The sequence below is a fragment of the Ruegeria atlantica genome (genome assembly GCF_001458195.1).
Taxonomy (GTDB): domain Bacteria; phylum Pseudomonadota; class Alphaproteobacteria; order Rhodobacterales; family Rhodobacteraceae; genus Ruegeria; species Ruegeria atlantica.
In genome coordinates this window covers 516476-530244 of record NZ_CYPU01000039.1, presented here as the reverse complement: position 1 = coordinate 530244, position 13769 = coordinate 516476, and the positions used below count along the sequence as shown (strand labels likewise).

The following is a 13769-nucleotide window of genomic DNA, read 5'->3' as shown; positions in this document are numbered from 1 at the left end:
TTCGGAAGGATAACGAAAGTTGCGGCGATGGATTGGGACAAGTTAAGGATATTTCACGCGGTTGCGGATGCGGGCAGCCTGACTCATGCCGGGGACAAGCTGAATCTGTCCCAATCCGCGGTCAGCCGGCAGATCCGGGCACTTGAAGAGTCGCTTGATTCGACGCTTTTTCACCGCCACGCCCGCGGCCTGATTCTAACCGAACAGGGTGAGTTGCTGTTTGACGCGACATCAGCCATGTCGAAACGTCTGGACGCCGCCGCTGCCCGCATTCGTGACAGCGAAGAAGAAGTGTTCGGAGTTCTGCGCGTCACCACCACGTTTGGCTTCGGTACACTGTGGCTGGCGCCACGCCTCCCGAAGCTATACGAGCAATACCCCGATCTGAACATCGACCTGATGCTGGAGGAGCGTGTTCTCGACCTGCCGATGCGCGAGGCTGATGTAGCCATCCGCATGAAAGAGCCCAGCCAGGCCGATCTGGTGCGAAAACGCCTGATGACCGTGCAGATGCAGCTTTATGCTACGCCGGAATACCTGGAAGAACGCGGCAGCCCGGAAAGTCCCGAAGACATCTCGAAACACAGGTTGATCTGCCAGACACCCTCGGCCCCGCAGGTCGGCGCAAGCGCAATGATGGTCCGGCACCTGATGACCTACAATCCGACCTCGCTGTTGACGGTGAACAACTATTTCGGTGTTTTGCAGGGTGTTTTGCACAACCTCGGCATCGGTGTGTTGCCGGATTACGTGACCCATGACTTTCCGCATCTGCAGTCGATCCTTTCGGATATCGAAACCGCCGATGTCCCGGTTTATCTCGCCTACCCCGAGGAACTGCGCCATTCCAAACGCGTCGCGGCGTTCCGCGACTTTGTTCAGGATGAAATCATTGCGCAGCGCAAGCAGTTGAAGCAGATGGGAAAACTGTAGCTATGCACCAGTAGCATAGCGGCAATGATCTGCGATCAGTCTATAAAACCTTGATAGTACACAAACCGCCCCCTAAATGAGCAATCGAAGGCGGTGATGCTGTAACGCTCATCATCTTCACCTCCCTGTTGGACTACGGCCGAGCTTAGTGCTCGGCCTTTTTTTGCCCGCAACACTAAATTCATATCTGAAATGGGTGAAACATCTGGGAAAATCCTGCACTTAAGCATATGATCACGAAAAAATCATCAAGACTTATGGTCGAGGACAGATTCGATGTTTCACCTCACTCGCCTGTTAATGGCGTTCTTCTCCATTGCGCTATTAACTGGGCCAGCACTTGCCCAGGTCACTAGTACCTCTAGTGCACCTACTACCGTCACAATTCCCGAGGATCTGACGCCCGAACAAGTCGATGACATGGTCGCACGTATGTCCGACGACCAGGTCCGCGCGATCTTGTTGGAGCGTCTGGACGCGGTCGCGGAAAAAAACGCCGCCGAAGCGGAAGAGCGCGAAGACCCAATCACGGAAATCAATGAGATTTGGGCCGAAATGGTGGCGTCGTGGACACAGGTTATCGTCACGGTCCCGAACATCTTCAGTGCGCAAGCCGACGCTTTCAAAAACTTTTCGGCAACCTTTGGTACAACCGGCGCGTTCACCCTGTTGGGCCTGATCCTCAGCGTACTTGTCGTCGGCTTCCTCGCGGAAAAGCTGTTCGAATTCCTTACTCGGCGGTGGCACGAACATGCTGAAGTTGGGGATGAAAATGACCTTTGGGGCGCCGTCAGTTATCTGTTTCGCCGGTTTTGCCGCGAGATCGCAGGATTGGTCGTGTTCTATGTCGTCATCCGCGCGGTTGGGCGTGGGCTTCTGTCTCCGGAACAAATCACCTACGCGGCACCCTTCGTTTTCTACCTGATCTGGATTCCACGCTTGGGCGCAGCGGCCTCGCGGTTCGTACTTGCACCCAGCAAACCTCACTACCGGCTGGTGAACATCGATGATCACTGGGCGAAATATCTTCACCGCAACCTGATCGGCCTGCTTATTTTGGTCGGTTTCACGCTGTTCCTGCTTCATTTCAACAGGCTGAACGGCATTACCAGCGGCGAAACACGCATTGGTTTCTGGCTGAACGCAGCGATCCATATCTATATCGGCGTCATCGCCTGGACCGCGCGCGAAGGCCTGTCTCAGATGATGTTGGGTACCGACCCTGATTACTCCAAGTTTGATGAGGAAGTCGCCCACTACTACCCCTACTTCGCAATCGGCGTGTCGGCGGTAATCTGGCTGCTGGTCGAGTTTATCGTAGCGCAACGCAATCCTTCGTCCTTGGCGCTGCTGGTCAAGGGGGCGCATTTCACCACCATGGCTTGGCTGCTGATCGCACCTGCCTTGGATACGCTGATACGTGGGCTGGTTCGCCATCTGCAACCGCCGATGCTGGGCGGAGGGCCGGTGGCCGAGCGCGCATACAAGTCTACCAAACGCAGCTATATTCGCATCGGTAGGGTATTGGCTGGCATTCTTGTCATCCTGATGATCGCCCGGGCTTGGGATCTCGACCTCAGTGAAATCGCGGGCGGTGGAGATGAGTCTGGCAGCAAGCTAATACAGTTCTTCATCATCATTGCTGTTGGCTACATCCTGAACGAAGTCGTTTCGCTGTGGATCAATCGGCGGCTGGCCAAGGAACAAACTGCGGCTGAAGAAAGTCCCGATCAGGAAGCGGGCGAAGGCGGCGGTTCTGGTGGATCACGTTTGGCGACGGTTCTGCCCCTGCTGCGCGTGACCGCTCAGGTTGCGATTGCGGTGATCTTTGTCCTGCTCGCGCTTGGCGCGCTGGGTCTGGATATCACGCCGCTGCTTGCTGGTGCCGGTATTCTTGGCCTGGCCATCGGCTTTGGTGCGCAAAAGCTGGTTTCGGACATTGTCGGCGGAATCTTCTTCCTGATCGACGATGCGTTCCGGGTTGGTGAATATGTCGATATCGGCGGCACCATGGGAACGGTCGAAAAGATCTCGATCCGCTCCATGCAACTGCGCCACCACCGCGGCCTGGTTCACACCATCCCCTATGGTGAGATTCAGAAGATCACCAACTTCAGCCGCGACTGGGTCATCATGAAGCTGAAATTCACCGTGCCCTTCGATACAGACCCGAACAAGGTGAAGAAGATCTTCAAGAAGATCGGTGCCGAGATGATGGAGGACGAGGTTCACAAGGACGGATTCCTACAGCCTTTCAAATCTCAGGGCGTGTTCGACTTTGACGATGTCGGCATGATCATCCGCGGGAAGTTCATGGCCAAACCGGGTAAGCAGTTCACCCTGCGCAAAGAGATCTTCAACCGGGTCAAGGCTGCCTTCAAGGAAAACGGCATCGACTTTGCCCGTCGCGAAGTTCGTGTCGCCATCCCGGGACTGGACGAAGCTGAAAACCTGACCGAAGAACAAAAAGCAGCAGTTGGCGCTGCGGCTGCAGATGCGTCCAGAAAGGCGCAGAACCCAGCTTAACGATAACGGATCATCCGCTGATACGTCAGCGGGTGACACCCGCGAGGTCCAAACAACAGACGGAACCGGCCCAATCGCCGGTTCCGTTTTTTACTTTCACAATCGGCCTGCGCTGACTTGACCCTTTCCACAGACGGCACCTTGCCCTAAAAGGCCCGCAATCCCGGCCAACCTGGACAAGGACGAACGATGCAAGAGCCCGCCATCACCCCGGATCTGATTGCCGCACACGGGCTGAAGCCCGACGAATATGATATGATCCTCGGGATTATCGGGCGCGAGCCGACTTTTACCGAACTCGGCATCTTTTCGGCCATGTGGAACGAACACTGTTCGTACAAATCGTCCAAGAAATGGCTGCGTACCCTGCCAACCTCTGGGCCTCAGGTAATCTGCGGACCGGGTGAAAATGCAGGTGTGGTGGATATCGGCGACGGGCAGGCGGTGGTGTTCAAGATGGAAAGCCACAACCACCCTTCATACATCGAACCCTATCAAGGTGCAGCCACAGGTGTTGGCGGCATTCTACGCGACGTCTTCACCATGGGTGCGCGCCCCATCGCCTCGATGAACGCGCTGTCATTTGGCGAGCCCGGCCACCACAAGACCCGCCAGCTGGTCAACGGCGTGGTCGAAGGCATTGGCGGTTACGGCAACTGCTTTGGTGTCCCTTGCGTGGGCGGCGAAGTGCGGTTCCACCCTGCTTATAACGGCAACTGTCTTGTGAACGCCTTTGCTGCAGGTCTGGCCGACAGCGACAAGATTTTCTATTCGGCGGCCTCTGGCGTCGGCATGCCTGTTGTGTATTTGGGTGCAAAAACCGGACGTGACGGCGTTGGCGGCGCAACTATGGCATCGGCCGAGTTTGACGACACCATCGAAGAAAAGCGCCCCACCGTTCAGGTCGGCGACCCGTTCACCGAAAAGCGCCTTATGGAGGCGACGCTGGAGCTGATGCAGACCGGTGCTGTGATCTCGATCCAGGATATGGGTGCGGCTGGTCTGACCTGTTCCGCCGTTGAAATGGGTGACAAGGGCGGTCTGGGTGTGCGTCTGGATCTGGAGAACGTTCCCCAACGCGAAGAAGATATGACAGCCTATGAGATGATGCTGTCTGAATCGCAAGAACGCATGCTGATGGTCCTCAAACCCGAGCTTGAGGTTGAGGCCCGCGCCGTGTTCGAAAAATGGGACCTGGATTTCGCAATCGTCGGCGAAACCATCGCCGAAGACCGCTTCCTGATCCTCCACAACGGCGAAGTCAAAGCCGATCTGGTCCTGTCCAAGCTGTCCTCGACGGCGCCGGAATACGACCGCCCATGGGAACCCACGCCAGAAGCCGAAGAACTGGCTGAAGTCCCGCAAATCGACCCGATCGACGGTCTGCGCGCCTTGCTCGCTTCGCCGAACTATGCAGGCAAACAGTGGGTTTATGAGCAGTACGACACCATGGTCATGGCCGACACCGCCCGCACGCCGGGTCTGGGCGCAGGCATGGTCCGCGTGCACGGCACTGACAAGGCGCTTGCCTTCACCAGCGACGTAACCCCGCGCTATGTACGGGCAAACCCCGTTGAAGGCGGCAAGCAAGCTGTGGCAGAGGCCTACCGCAACCTGACCGCCGTTGGAGCCAATCCATTGGCGACCACCGATAACCTGAACTTCGGCAACCCCGAAAAGCCCGAGATCATGGGCCAGTTCGTCGGCGCGATCCAGGGCATCGGCGAAGCCGTAGCCGCGCTGGATATGCCGATCGTATCGGGCAACGTATCGCTCTATAATGAAACTGATGGTCAGGGGATCCTGCCGACCCCAACCATTGGCGCGGTCGGCTTGCTAAACCACACGGACGACATCATCGGCAACGAGGTTCGCGAAGGTCATGTGGCTCTGGTAATCGGCGAAACCAACGGCCACCTTGGGCAGTCCGCTCTGCTTGCTGAAGTATTCAACCGCGAAGACGGCGACGCACCGCATGTCGATCTGGATGCCGAAAAACGCAATGGCGAATTCATCCGCGCCAACCGTGAGATGATCAAGGCCTGCACCGATCTGGGTGACGGTGGTCTGGCGCTGGCAGCCTTTGAGCTGGCGGAATCCGCAGGCGTCGGCGTTCACCTCGATGAAGCCACGACCGAGTTTCTGTTCGGCGAAGATCAGGCCCGCTATCTGGTTGCGTGCAACTTTGATCAGGCCGAGGCACTGATGATCGCTGCTGGTCAGGTAGGCGTCCCTCTGGTGTCCGTTGGTCGGTTCACTGGCGACAGCATTCGGGTTGGCAACTCGGAAGCCGCGTTAGAGGATTTGGCTACCACGTTCCGCACCAGCTTTGCTGAGGCTGTCGCCTAACACCGAAGCAATCTTTGCAACAAGAAACCTGCGCCAGTCCCGGCGCAGGTTTTGTTGTTTCAGGGCCCCTATCCTCCCCTTGCACGCCCCGTCTGGGCGCTCTACATCTTGAGAAAGACCTTCAGGAGAAACCTACATGCCGATGAGCGCCCACGAAATCGAAGCCCTACTGCGCGAAACCTTTCCGGATGCGGAAATTCAGGTTGGCGGCAGTGATGGCGTGCATATGTCCGCTATGGTCGTGGATGAGAGTTTTCGCGGGAAAAACCGGGTGCAACAGCAGCGCGCAGTCTATGCGGCCCTGAAGGGCAAGATGGACGGCGCGGACGGGGAGCTGCACGCGCTTGCACTGACGACGAAAGTGCCTGAATGACGATAGCAGTCTGGATATATAGTGGTGCCGCTCTCATCATTATTGTCGGCGCGGTGCTTGCTATCCGAAGCAGTTTCTCGCGCGATAGTGCGAAATCGACGCACGGTGTGAAGCCCGGGCATGGGGATGCTGTTGTAAGCGGAGGAGAGACTGCCGGACGCGGTCATTCCACCCCTGTCCGCGTTAGCATGGATCCTCAGGAATACGCCAAAGCCCTGGCTCCCAAAAAATGAACGGCTGGCTCTTCTGGATAGGCATCATTGTAGCATTGATAGTTGCCGCGGCACTTATCGAAGCCTATGTGAAGCGCAACAGAAAGCGTAAGCTGGCCGACATGCGCCCGGACCCGGACAAGATCAGCAAGGTCGGCCGCATTGAAAGATACGGGCTGTATCCGCTGACTCTGGCACAGGCCGAGCATCGGCGACTAGAGGAAGAAGAATGGGTCCCGGACCCGCCAAAAGATGAAACGACCGCCCCAGGCGCGGGTGAAAAGGACAAGCAAGATGACCGACGTTAAGACTCAGATCGACGAAACCGTCAAAGCCAACGATGTGGTGCTCTACATGAAAGGCACCAAAGAGATGCCCCAATGTGGGTTCTCGTCCCGCGTGGCCGGCGTGCTGAACTACATGGGCGTTGAATATGCCGATGTGAATGTTCTGGCCAACGAAGACGTTCGTCAGGGCATCAAGGATTATTCTGACTGGCCGACCGTGCCACAGCTGTACGTCAAAGGTGAATTCGTCGGCGGTTGCGATATCATCACAGAGATGACCCTGTCGGGCGAATTGGACACGCTGTTTGACGAAAATGGTGTCGAATTCAACAAAGAAGCGGCTGACAAAATTCGCGAAGCAAACGCCTGATCAGCGACTGCTGCAATTCTCCAGAACAACCTGCTCACTGGTGGCCCCACTGGCCGCCAGAAAGCTGACGGTCGCATCCCACCCTTTTGACCGAAGGATATACGACCCGGTCTCTCCTTTGGATTCATAGCGAATACCAGATCCGCTGGGCACTTGCTGCAGGGCAACCAATTGGTTGTCTACCATCATCGCCGCCGCTCCGGAGCCGTCGGACGCATTGAAATACGCAACCTGCAACTCAATGCCATTCTGGCAGGTGAAGCTAACCGGCAGGATATCCATATCTGCCCAGGCCAAGCCTCCAGGCACACAAAACAAACCGGCCAACGCTACCGTTTTAAACGCATTCATTTCGCCGTATTCTCCTCAACCACCGAGGCCAGGGCCTCAGCGCGTGCCGCCAGTTCGGCCAGTGTGTCCGTGACCGAAGGCGGGACGACCGCCACTTCAATCCTTTCAGGCTCGGGCTCGGGCCGGTTGCGCAGGCTTTGCAATTCGGCTTCAACCTCGGCTAGCTTGGCCTCTGCCCGTTTGAGCTTGTCATCTGTCGCGGCGGTTTTGTCGGCCAGCATCAGCCCGGCCATCAACAGCATGCGCGCTTCGGGCATCCGACCAATCTGATCAGATAAAACCTGCGCTTCGTCATCCAGCATTTTCGCGGCAGATTGCAGGAATGGCTCTTCACCGTCCTGGCACGAAACGTCAAAACCGCGGCCACCGATATGAATGGTCAATTCGGGCATTACTCTACCTCTCCCTCAGCCAGCTTTGCCTGCGACAGTAACGGTTCCAGCCGGGCCAGTACCGCCTGAGCTTCGGCAGCGTCCGTCGCCTGTGCGGCCTTCGTTGCCTCAAGCTCGGCCACAGTCGCGCGGTTCAACAGCTCGGCATCGGCCAGGCCGTCCTTGCTGGCCGCCCGCAACTCATCCACCGAGTTGCGCAGTTGTTCGTTCGCCTTGCGCATACGTTGAAGATCATCATCCAAACGCGACATGGCCGCGCCGTGGCTGGCACGTTCCGCACGCAACATCTCAAGCTCTGCGCTTAACTCCGCGACACGCTCGCTGTCGGCCAATTCGGAGCGCAACTTTTTATTCTCATCTTCAAGCGACTGCGTTTTGCTCACAACCGCTTTAAGTTCATCGTTTTCTGTCTTGAGAACAACAAGTTCATCCTGGTTTTCCAATGCAGCTTTAGCCTCTGCCAACTCGGCCCTGGCCGCTTCGACCGCCGCCAATTTGGCAGTGGCCTCTGACAGCTGCTGACGCAACGCGCCGTTTTCAGGATCTTCGGCTGGCGTTGCTTTCAGCGCATCCATATCGGCGCGCATCGCGTCGACTTCTTTCTCGTGCCGTTCCTTGAGGGATTTCAGCCGCTCTTCCAACTGCGCATTGGCGACGCGCTCGTCTTCCAATGCCGTGTGTAGAGCGGTGTCGTCATCGCCACTTGCAGGCGTCGCGTCACGCAGGGCGTCTACCCCGGTTCCGATCCTCTCCATCGCGGCAACGATACGGCGCTGTAATTCTTCGATCTGGCTCATGCCCCTGCCACCTCTTTACCAAGGTTCACTTTTTCGCGGCCCGTCCGAATCAATACAGGCCGGGTATTGGCCTAGTCTAACCGAATGAAACGGAAAATACCCACTGTTTGCTTTCAATCACTTGGACAGCATTCTTGAACCACGAACGCGACGCAACCCCCGGTTCCACTTGCACTTTGGGGGGTGGATGGTATTGAGCGCCCCATCTGCCTGTAATCCAAAGGAACAACGCCCGTGGACCTGACTGCGCTGCGCAATGCCAATCCTGAACACTGGAACAAGGCTGCGGCCATCCGCACCCTGACCCTTGACGCCGTCGCCGCTGCTAATTCCGGCCATTCCGGTATGCCGATGGGCATGGCCGACGTTGCGACCGTGCTGTTTGAAAAGCACCTGAAATTTGACGCCTCGGCCCCGAACTGGCCCGACCGCGACCGGTTCATCCTGTCCGCGGGGCACGGCTCGATGCTGGTATACTCGTTGCTCTATCTCACAGGCCACGCTGACGTGACGCTGGACGAGATCAAGAATTTCCGCCAACTGGGCGCGAAAACTGCCGGGCACCCCGAAAACTTCCTGGTCAGTGGTATCGAAACAACCACCGGCCCGCTGGGACAAGGTATCTCGAACGCCGTAGGCTTTGCCATGGCCGAGGAAATCCAGCGCGCCAACTACGGAAAAAAGGTCGTCGATCACTATACTTATGTGATTGCGGGCGACGGTTGCCTGATGGAAGGCGTCAGCCAAGAGGCCATCACGCTCGCGGGGCGTCATGAGCTGAGCAAACTGATCGTTTTCTGGGACAACAACAACATCACCATCGACGGCACCGTGGATATTGCCGATCGCACCGATCAGGTGCGCCGCTTCAAGGCCTCGGGCTGGAACGTGATTGAAATCGATGGCCATGATCCAGTCGCGATTGATGCGGCCATTGTGCAAGCCAAATCGTCGAACAAACCGACCATGATCGCCTGCGAAAGCCACATCGCGCTGGGTCACGCCGCACAGGATACTTCCAAAGGTCACGGCGCACTGACCGATCAGGATCAGCTGAAAGCCGCCAAAGACGGCTATGGTTGGCCCCATGATGCCTTTGTGGTCCCTACTGACGTCAAATCGGCTTGGGAGGCCATCGGTGCCCGTGGCGCGGCTGAACGCGCCGAATGGGAGGAGCGTTTCGCGCAGATTTCCGAACGCAAACAGGCCGAATTCAACCGCGCCTATGCGTTTGATGCACCTAAGAAACTGGCCGGTGCCATCCGTGCGTTCAAAAAGCAGATGTCGGAAGATCTGCCGAAACTCGCCACCCGCGCGTCTTCGGAAAAGGTTCTGAACGTGGTGAACCCGATCATGACCGAGACCGTAGGCGGTTCGGCCGACCTGACCGGGTCGAACAACACCAAATCTGCGGATATGGGCGTGTTCCTGCCGGAAAACCGCAAGGGTCGCTATATCCACTACGGAATCCGCGAACACGGCATGGCCGCCGCGATGAACGGTATGGCGTTGCACGGCGGTATCCGCCCCTATGGCGGCACGTTCATGGCGTTCACCGACTATGCCCGCCCCTCGATGCGTTTGGCGGCCTTGATGAAGGTGCCTACGGTCTTCGTGATGACCCACGACTCAATCGGTCTGGGCGAAGACGGCCCGACCCACCAGCCGGTTGAGCATCTGGCCATCTCGCGGGCGACGCCGAACACTTATGTGTTCCGTCCCGCCGATGTGGTTGAAACGGCTGAGGCATGGGAACTGGCGCTGACGTTCAAGGACAGCCCTTCGGTTCTGTCGCTGACCCGTCAGGGCGTGCCGACGGTGCGCAAAGAACACAAGGCCAAGAACCTGACCGCGCAAGGCGCATACGTTCTGGCCGATGCCGAAGTCAAGCGTCAGGCCATTCTGATCGCCACCGGGTCCGAAGTGTCGCTGGCGATGGAAGCCAAAGCGATGCTCGAGGCTGAAGGCATCGGCACCCGCGTCGTCTCCATGCCCTCGATGGAGCTGTTTGCGCAGCAAGATGAGGCCTATCGCAAGCGCGTCCTGCCGGGCGGCCCCGTCCGCGTCGGTATCGAGGCCGCCGTTCGCGCCGGTGGATGGGATCGCTGGTTGCTGGGTGAACGTGGTCGCGAAGCCAAAGCCGGTTTCATCGGTATGTCCAGCTTCGGTGCGTCGGCCCCCGCCGGTGAACTGTACAAGCATTTCGGCATCACCGCCGAGGCGACAGTCGCCAAGGTCAAGGAACTGCTGAATCAGTAAACGCTCTGCTCGTCAGCCAGATACAAAAAGGGCGGCTTTGGCCAAGGCCCTATAGGTAAATATTGAAAGAGGCTGAGAGTTCAGCCTCTTTTTCTTTTTGCTCCGATTGAGACGATGGAAAATTGACACCAACTAACAGGCATTGGATTTTGGTGCAGCGAAAGAACTCACAACGCGAGAGCGGCCGACATGGAGGTAGTTGGAAAAGGGCATTACCTTCAAAATTGAGTATTGAAGCCAGCAAAGATCTGCCATTTTGCCTGCCCTGGCCCTTTGCTCGCAACTGAGTACTGCGGTTCGACAAAGACGTTGTAGGTGATGTCCTTCTTTTTGAATACTTTCCCGATACCCAAGCCGATTGGCACATTATAGCTGTCCGATTCAAAGTCGTAGGTCATTATTGGTGCTGACCTTAGGTATGTCCCTCCACCGAGTTGGTAGAACAGAAAAGGTTGAAAAGCTCCGATATTTACATCCTTTGCATCACTGTCTCCGGCAAAACTGGCTTGCCAAGTCAGAAGGTAACCGTATTGGAGTATCGGTGACGACGCGTTGAACAATACGTTCGCGATACCGGCTGACCATTTTTTAGATCCAGACCCATCCGTCGAGCCTGTTGGCGCGGTTAATTGAGGACCAACACCAAAGCTAACAGCCGGATTTCCAATATCTATAAGGTAAGCGGCAAAAACGTTTAGGTCACCAACGCCCGTCGTTTTCCCACTTTGTGCCGGGAATGAATTTAAAGGCAAAGAGGCCCTTAGAACCCAATTTGTGTTCCCCAAGCTCAAAGGTTGCGCATACCTGAGCCAAAACTGATTGCCAGTTTGGTCCGTTCCGGAAATATCGCCAACATAATAGTTCTGAACGTTGACCGCTTTGAAATTTGCCAGCGGATTATTCGCCTGAGCTGCTGCTGAGGCCGCGTCGTTCTCCTGTGCAACCACAGGATTGCCTGTTGCCGTAGATACTCCCAGAAAGACGAAAAGGCTAAAGAAGAACCTGGCAAGGAAATTCCGGGTCGAAGTTACATTTGTGCTTGAAGCCTTCAGATTGGTCTGCATTTTGCTACTCCTTGACCCACTCGACTGCGTCATCGAAATGGTCACCATCGAAAAACTGGGAATCAACGCCACCAATCCGTTTACCGAAGCGTTCCGCCATCTTTTGCCAAGAACTATTTCCGACGATTGAGACTTTTCGGAGCTTAGCAGAGTGTTCCCTGATCAAGCTTAAGTGGGCAGAAACCGACGAAAGACCTTCCCAGCCCTGAAACTCACGCAAATCCAATAACAGGTTGAAATGGTCTAAGTCTTTCAAATGAGAATTGATGTCCTCATCCTTATTTCTGTAAACTTCAGGATCAAGCTTACCCATCAAACCTATCTGCAGTACTCCGGGACTGAGTTCCTGAATGTGTATCGACCCCAACGATTCTCGCAGCCATCTGCGTGCATCTTCTTGTTCAGATGGATCGAAAGTCCTGACGGGGCATGGTGTAAATGGAGCTATCACGCTGACCGTCGCACGAACCCAGCCTAGCTGCGTTACAACCGCCACTCGGTCAAATCCGTGCCAGTGGCTCAGGCCGAGCTTCAGGTCAGACCAAGCGCCTCCAAAGTCGTAGGAGAGATCACCCTCGCATCTGACAAGCAAACGAGTGTAGTCATGCTCGCAGAGGACTTCGACAATCCCTGGCTTCAGGACGGTTTCATAATCATGAGCACTAACTTTGCCGCTCAATGTGACTTCCAGTTGATTTGAATCTTTAAACTTTTCAAGTTGTATCAAGGTAAACTCCCTTGGACGTTAGCCTGAATCAAGAACCACAATCTGAAATGACTTTTGGGGCCGGTTGTTAACGGTTTTACATCACGCATATCCACCAGCTTCATGACCATGACTGGATTGTAGTACTGCTTGTAGTACCACAGGCTTTTGCGGCCCGAGGTTGACAAGCCACGCTCAAATCCCATGACCTTAGTTCGTGCCCGAGCGTGATACATGTCCACTGGATGCGTTCCCGCCCGAACTGCGAACTGGGCCATCTGGGCAAAGTCTAATCGTGTTGGGTCAGTGCGGAAAATCACCCGCTTATGCGGCTCATTGATGAAGTGGAACGGGTAGTGAATGCCGGCCGTTTCAGACTGACCGGTATGATCCATTAGTAGCTCCCTGATGTTGGAGAGTGCCATATTGCCAAAGGAGGATTCCAAAAGGTACTCCATGGTGCCGTCCTGTGGTCTGGAGACAGCCTGATCACCGTCTCTAGGCAAGAACCCTGCCTGACGCATCAAATGCTCCAACGGTCGCAACATGATTGATACATGCAATACTCGGACAACTTTCACGTTTTGTTCTTCTATTCAGGCGGGAGAGCCTTGCGTATTCTTCCGCCAATGCCTTGTTGGATTTGAGGATGCTAGACCGTCCGCAACTTGGGCAAACATAGGTGCGCTGTTCTCCAGACCCGGAGACCTTGCCCCGCGCCAAGTTCAAACCAGGAGTAGCTGGTCGGCCGCGCCCATCTCCTGGGTCAGGTAATACGCCGTAAAGGTCACAAAGTGGATTGCGGCAAAAATTGACTGAGAAACCTCCAGGCAGGCGAGGAAGTCGAGTTCTCATTTTGTTCGCAGATTTTTGCGAAGCTTTTCTAGGTTCCTTCACGTCACAAGCCCATATTTCTAAATGAAAACGACCAGCAGGCTAGCTGCTGGTCGATAGCTCGTCAACATTTACCTATAGTGGCTTGGGCTTTGGCCGCCCTTTCCTGTTTTGGCTGCTTTGGCTCAGCCTTCGTTGCCGTATAGGCCCGTTTCGCATAGTCCAACCGCAACTTATACCGTTCTGCTGGCACAATCCCATCGGGCACGTTCTGCCCTACAGCAGACAAAACCTGCCTAACATGCGTTCCATATAG

At 56.0% G+C, this 13769-nt stretch carries 13 protein-coding genes; 7 read left to right on the top strand and 6 right to left on the bottom strand.

Annotated elements, in window-relative coordinates; genetic code table 11:
* Positions 1-27 precede the first annotated feature (27 nt).
* The 6 genes from RUA4292_RS12480 (at position 28) to grxD (ending at position 7050) form a co-directional block, all read left to right on the top strand.
* Complete coding sequence (locus tag RUA4292_RS12480; RefSeq protein ID WP_058271530.1) at positions 28-933, top strand: LysR family transcriptional regulator; 906 nt, start codon at positions 28-30, stop codon at positions 931-933.
* A 276-nt stretch (positions 934-1209) separates the two neighbouring features.
* On the top strand, positions 1210-3459 hold the full coding sequence (locus RUA4292_RS12475; protein WP_058277853.1) for a mechanosensitive ion channel family protein: 2250 nt from the start codon (positions 1210-1212) through the stop codon (positions 3457-3459).
* Positions 3460-3648: 189 nt separating this feature from the next.
* Positions 3649-5808: a phosphoribosylformylglycinamidine synthase subunit PurL gene (purL, locus tag RUA4292_RS12470; protein ID WP_058277852.1), complete on the top strand. Its 2160-nt coding sequence runs from the start codon at positions 3649-3651 to the stop codon at positions 5806-5808.
* Positions 5809-5944: 136 nt separating this feature from the next.
* Positions 5945-6181, top strand: a complete 237-nt coding sequence (locus RUA4292_RS12465; RefSeq protein WP_058277851.1) for a BolA family protein — start codon at positions 5945-5947, stop codon at positions 6179-6181.
* Between the two features lie 229 nt (positions 6182-6410).
* Positions 6411-6701, top strand: a complete 291-nt coding sequence (locus RUA4292_RS12455; RefSeq protein WP_058277849.1) for a stage II sporulation protein M — start codon at positions 6411-6413, stop codon at positions 6699-6701.
* Positions 6688-7050, top strand: coding sequence for a Grx4 family monothiol glutaredoxin (grxD, locus tag RUA4292_RS12450; protein WP_058277848.1), 363 nt, complete (start codon positions 6688-6690; stop codon positions 7048-7050). Before RUA4292_RS12455 ends, grxD begins: the two co-directional genes overlap by 14 nt.
* Here grxD and RUA4292_RS12445 read toward each other — a convergent pair whose 3' ends face one another.
* From RUA4292_RS12445 to RUA4292_RS12435, 3 genes are read right to left on the bottom strand one after another with little or no spacing between them, the layout of a single operon-like run.
* Positions 7051-7401, bottom strand: a complete 351-nt coding sequence (locus tag RUA4292_RS12445) for an MliC family protein (RefSeq protein WP_058277847.1) — start codon at positions 7399-7401, stop codon at positions 7051-7053.
* Complete coding sequence (locus RUA4292_RS12440) at positions 7398-7793, bottom strand: cell division protein ZapA (protein ID WP_058277846.1); 396 nt, start codon at positions 7791-7793, stop codon at positions 7398-7400. The genes RUA4292_RS12445 and RUA4292_RS12440 overlap by 4 nt, the downstream gene beginning before the upstream one ends.
* Positions 7793-8590 (bottom strand): coiled-coil domain-containing protein, encoded by a 798-nt coding sequence (locus RUA4292_RS12435; RefSeq protein WP_058277845.1) that lies wholly within the window; start codon positions 8588-8590, stop codon positions 7793-7795. The genes RUA4292_RS12440 and RUA4292_RS12435 overlap by 1 nt, the downstream gene beginning before the upstream one ends.
* 234 nt (positions 8591-8824) lie before the next feature.
* Here RUA4292_RS12435 and tkt point away from each other — a divergent pair, with 234 nt between their 5' ends.
* Complete coding sequence (gene tkt / locus RUA4292_RS12430; protein WP_058277844.1) at positions 8825-10849, top strand: transketolase; 2025 nt, start codon at positions 8825-8827, stop codon at positions 10847-10849.
* Between the two features lie 218 nt (positions 10850-11067).
* Here the strand turns inward: tkt and RUA4292_RS12425 are convergent, their stop codons facing one another.
* From RUA4292_RS12425 to RUA4292_RS12415, 3 genes are read right to left on the bottom strand one after another with little or no spacing between them, the layout of a single operon-like run.
* Complete coding sequence (locus RUA4292_RS12425; RefSeq protein ID WP_199520008.1) at positions 11068-11913, bottom strand: hypothetical protein; 846 nt, start codon at positions 11911-11913, stop codon at positions 11068-11070.
* Positions 11914-11917: 4 nt separating this feature from the next.
* A complete protein-coding gene (locus tag RUA4292_RS12420; RefSeq protein WP_058277843.1) occupies positions 11918-12640 on the bottom strand; it encodes a SpoIIAA family protein in 723 nt (240 codons plus the stop codon).
* Positions 12637-13077 carry a hypothetical protein gene (locus RUA4292_RS12415; protein ID WP_145974947.1) on the bottom strand — a complete coding sequence of 147 codons (441 nt, stop codon included), beginning with the start codon at positions 13075-13077 and terminating at the stop codon, positions 12637-12639. Before RUA4292_RS12415 ends, RUA4292_RS12420 begins: the two co-directional genes overlap by 4 nt.
* Between the last annotated feature and the right edge of the window lie 692 nt (positions 13078-13769).